General features: G+C 70.6%; 4 protein-coding genes. 3 read left to right on the top strand and 1 reads right to left on the bottom strand.

Annotation, left to right across the window (positions count from 1 at the left end; all coding sequences use genetic code 11):
* Window positions 1–164: 164 nt before the first annotated feature.
* The 3 genes from pcaD (at window position 165) to GA0115259_RS32260 (ending at window position 3,217) form a co-directional block, all read left to right on the top strand.
* Window positions 165–944: a 3-oxoadipate enol-lactonase gene (pcaD, locus tag GA0115259_RS32250; RefSeq protein WP_093603533.1), complete on the top strand. Its 780-nt coding sequence runs from the start codon at window positions 165–167 to the stop codon at window positions 942–944.
* Window positions 945–1,150: 206 nt separating this feature from the next.
* Complete coding sequence (locus tag GA0115259_RS32255) at window positions 1,151–1,585, top strand: SSI family serine proteinase inhibitor (protein WP_093603535.1); 435 nt, start codon at window positions 1,151–1,153, stop codon at window positions 1,583–1,585.
* A 279-nt stretch (window positions 1,586–1,864) separates the two neighbouring features.
* A complete protein-coding gene (locus tag GA0115259_RS32260; protein ID WP_093603537.1) occupies window positions 1,865–3,217 on the top strand; it encodes a M14 family metallopeptidase in 1,353 nt (450 codons plus the stop codon).
* A gap of 114 nt (window positions 3,218–3,331) precedes the next feature.
* Here the strand turns inward: GA0115259_RS32260 and GA0115259_RS32265 are convergent, their stop codons facing one another.
* The gene (locus tag GA0115259_RS32265) at window positions 3,332–4,444 is read right to left on the bottom strand and encodes a M24 family metallopeptidase (protein ID WP_093603539.1); all 1,113 of its coding nucleotides are present in this window, start codon (window positions 4,442–4,444) and stop codon (window positions 3,332–3,334) included.
* Between the last annotated feature and the right edge of the window lie 182 nt (window positions 4,445–4,626).

Raw genomic sequence — 4,626 nt, forward strand, 5'->3', positions numbered from 1 at the left:
CGCGCGCTACGGCGCCGTCCGCGCCCGGCCCGGGGCCCGGCCCGGCGCCCGACCGGCCTGGACTCCGGCGAGGGCTCCGGCCGCGACTCCGGGCAGGAATCCGCCCGGGACTGCGACCTGGCCTCCAGCCGGGACTCCCGTCAGGACCACGGTCAGGATCTGCCATGACTCCGCTGCTCCACCATCGCGCCGAGGGCCCGGCCGACGCGCCGGTGCTGATCCTCGGTCCCTCGCTCGGCACCTCGCTTGCCGTCTGGGAGCCGCAGGCGTCCGCCCTCGCACAGCGGTTCCGGGTGGTGCGCTGGGATCTGCCCGGCCACGGCCGCTCCTCCGCCGCACTGCTCCCGGCCGGTTCAGCCATGGCCGACCTCGGGCGTCTCGTGCTGGACCTCGCCGACTCGCTCGGCGCGGAGACCTTCGCGTACGCGGGCATCTCGCTGGGCGGCGCGGTCGGCACCTGGCTCGCCGCCCACCGTCCTCGGCGTGTCACCTCGCTCGCCCTGGTCTGTTCCTCGGCGCACTTCGGCGGTCCCGGGCCATGGCGGGAGCGCGCCGAGAAGATCCGCGCGGAGGGCGCCGGGCCACTGGCCGCCACCGCGCCCGCGCGCTGGTTCACACCGGACTTCGCGGCCGAGGCCGTGGCGGCGCTGGTCGCCGATCACCGTTCCGTCGATCCCGAGGGATACGCCGTCTGCTGCGGGGTGCTCGCCGCGCTCGATCTACGGAACGAACTCGCCCGGATCGGCGCGCCGACGCTGGTCCTCGCCGGCCGTGACGATCGGGCCACGCCACCCGCGCACGCCCATGAGCTCGCCGACGGTATCCCCGGAGCACGGCTCGTCGAACTGCCGCACGCCGCCCATCTCGCGGGTGTCGAGCAGCCGCGCGCCGTGCTCGACGCCCTGCTGGCCCATCTCGGCCGGCCGGGCCCCGGAACGGTCTGACACGGACCGCCGTCGGGATCACCGCGCCGGCCCGACCGGTCCGGCCTGCCCGACCAGCCCGACCAGCCCGGCACCTGACTGCGCCACAAACCGCACTCATACCATCACTCGGAGCGACCAGATTTGGTGGTGGCGTCGCGCATTCCGGGTCGAGGCGGGCAAGACTGCCTGCGTTTTACCGAACCCTCGACCCAAGGAGTCTTTGCATGCGGTCCATCGCAAGAGGTCTGGCGCTCACGGCCACCGCACTGGCGTTCACCACGCTGCCCGGCACCGGCGCGGCGAGCGCGGCACAGATCGGCGCGGAGAGTCTGTACGCGCCGTCCGCCCTGGTGCTCGGCATCACCGCCGGAGACAGCGCCACGACCGGTACGGTGCTGCGCGCCGTGACACTGAACTGCGCGCCCACCTCGTCGGGCACACATCCGGACGCGACCGGCGCCTGTGCGGAACTGCGCGCCACCCGGGCCCAGTTGGACACCATCACCACCCGGGGCTCACGCGCCGTGTGCAGCAAGGAGTGGAATCCGGTGACCGTGACGGCGGAGGGCGTCTGGGAGGGCAAGCGCTTCTCGTACGCCCACACCTTCGGCAATCCGTGCGCCAAGGACAGCGGAAGCGGCGCGGTCTTCAGCTTCTGATCCCACGGAACCCGATCCCACGGAATCTGATCCAACGGAATCTGATCCAACGGAACCGAATGTCCGAAGCCGGGCACCCGGCCGCGACGTGCTCCCGTCCCCGTACCGCTCACCGGGCGGCGGGAGCCGCCGCGAGCAGGGCCGTACGGTCCGCCGCTCTGGCACTCTTGACCGGCTCATGTCATGCCCCCAGGATGACCCCGGACGGCCCGACTTCACCCAACCCGCACAGGGCGCGTCGCAGCAGCACCCCCCACGACTCCACACCCGGGAGACTTCATGCGGCTCCGAACACGCGCAAGCGGCAGCACCGGGCGCAGACGGACAGCGACCCTGGCCGCCCTGCTGACCCTGGCTCTTGGCGTCACCGCCACGGCCACCAACGCCGATTCCACTCCTCCGTCCGCCGCCGCCAGAGCCAAGGCGGCCGACGAGGAGATCCGGCAGTACGAGATCCAGATGCACGCCACCTCCGCGACGCGTACCGCGCTCGCCAGGACCGGTGTGACGATCGACGAGTCGGACAGCGAGACCGTGGTCGTCTCCGCCGATCCCGCGCAGGCGAAGAAGCTCCGCGCGCTCGGCTACGAGCCCACACCGCTGGGCGCCGTGCCCGACCGCAGCCTCAACGGTGTCATCGAGCCGTTCGACTTTCCCTCCGCCGACTCCAGGTACCACAACTACGCGGAGATGACGAGCGAGATCAGCGGTGTCATCTCGGCGTATCCCAACCTGGTGAGCCAGCGGGTGATCGGCACCTCGTACCAGGGCCGGAACATCGTCGCCCTCAAGATCAGCGACAATGTCGCCACCGACGAGAACGAGCCCGAGGTCCTCTTCACCCACCATCAGCACGCGCGTGAACACCTCACCGTGGAGATGGCGCTGTATCTGCTCAAGGAGCTGACCTCCGGCTACGGCACCGACTCACGGGTCACCAGCCTGGTCAACAGCCGTGAGATCTGGATCGTCCCGGACCTCAACCCGGACGGCGGTGAGTACGACGTCGCCACCGGCTCGTACCGGAGCTGGCGCAAGAACCGCCAGCCCAACTCGGGCTCCAGCGCGATCGGTACGGACCTCAACCGCAACTGGGCGTACCGGTGGGGCTGCTGCGGCGGCTCCTCCAGCAGCCCGTCCTCGGACACCTACCGGGGCAGCGCCGCTGAGTCCGCGCCCGAGGTGAAGGTCGTGGCGAACTTCGTACGCAGCCGGGTCATCGGCGGTGTCCAGCAGATCAAGGCCGGGATCGACTTCCACACCTACAGCGAGCTCGTGCTCTGGCCCTTCGGCTACACCACCGCGGACACCACGACCGGTATGACGCTGGACGACCGCAACGCCTTCGCGACCGTCGGCCAGAAGATGGCCGCGAGCAACGGCTACACGCCCGAGCAGGCCAGTGATCTCTACATCACGGACGGCTCGATCGACGACTGGCTGTGGGGCACGTACAAGATCTTCTCGTACACCTTCGAGATGTATCCGTCGTCGAGTTCGGGCGGCGGCTTCTACCCGCCCGACGAGGTGATCGACCGCGAGACGAGCAGGAACCGCGACGCGGTGTTCCAGCTCCTGGAGAACGCGGACTGCATGTACCGCTCCATCGGCAAGCAGGCGCAGTACTGCTGATCCTGATCCGGTGCGGTAGGAACGAAGGGACGCCCTCGCCGTCGGCGAGGGCGTCCACGTACCACCTGTCTGTTCCGTACCACCTGTCTGTTCCGTGGCCCGGGAAGCCGGGAGTCAGGAAAGCACGACCAGTTCACGGCCGGTCCGGTTGAGCCGCTCGCCGCCATTCTCGGTGCAGATCACAATGTCCTCGATCCTGGCTCCGTAACGGTCGGGCAGATAGATGCCCGGCTCGACGGAGAAGGCCATCCCGGGCTCCAGCGGAAGCTGATTGCCCGCCACGATGTAGGGCTCCTCATGGCTCTCCAGTCCGATGCCATGACCGGTCCGGTGGATGAAGTACGCGCCGTAGCCGGCCTCGGCGATCAGATCGCGGCCGATGGCGTCCAGTTCATGGGCGCGCAGGCCGGGCCGTACGGCGTCGGTCTGGGCGCGCTGGGCGCGCAGCAGCACCTCGTACGCGCGGCGGAACTCCTCGGGCGGCTCGCCCAGCGCGTAGACACGGGTGGAGTCGGAGCAGTAGCCCTCCTCGGTGGTGCCGCCGATGTCGACGACCACCGGATCGCCCGCCTCGATCACGCGGTCGGACAGCTCATGGTGCGGACTGGCGCTGTGCGGTCCTGAGCCGACGATCACGAAGTCCACCCGGACATGTCCTTCGGCGATGATCGCGTCGGCGATGTCCCGGCCCACCTCGCGCTCGGTACGGCCCGGGCGCAGCCACTCGCGCATCCGGGCGTGCACCCGGTCGATCGCTGCTCCGGCGCGCCGCAGCGCCTCTGCCTCCGCCGGGGACTTACGGGCCCGCAGCGCGTACAGCACATCGCCCGCGAGTACCTGTTCGGCGCCGGGCAGCGCGGCCCGGAAGGCCAGCGACTTCTCGGTCCACATCCGATTGTCGAGGGCCACGCGGTTCAGGGCGCGCGGCAGCCGCGCGGCGATCAGGGCGTACGGATCGTCGGTCTCGTTCCAGCCGGTGATCTCGATCCCGAGCCGCCCGGCGGGCGAGGCCTGGGCGGCGGGCTTCTCCAGGGCCGGTACGACGAGGAACGGCTCGCCGTCGACGGGCAGGACAAGGCAGGTGAGCCGCTCCAGCGGATGTGCGTCATAGCCGGTGAGATAGCGCAGATCGGCGCCGGGCGAGACCAGCAGGGCGTCGATCCCGGCGGCGGACGCGGCCTCCCTGGCCCGGTCGAGTCGGTCTGCCTGCAAGTTTGCCGTGGTCATCAGCGGGCCTTCCGGGACAGTCGGGAAACTTCTGGACGATGCGTCGTTGGGATGGCCGGAGCCGGCCAAGATCCCGGCCGAGCGTATCGGCGTCTCCCGGCTGCCCGCGGGACGGGGCGCGGGACCGGGCGCAGGACCGGGGCGCGGCCGGTGTGCATGGGGCCCGGCGCGGGCTCGGCCCG

It is taken from the genome of Streptomyces sp. MnatMP-M17 (assembly GCF_900091995.1).
Classification (GTDB): domain Bacteria; phylum Actinomycetota; class Actinomycetes; order Streptomycetales; family Streptomycetaceae; genus Streptomyces.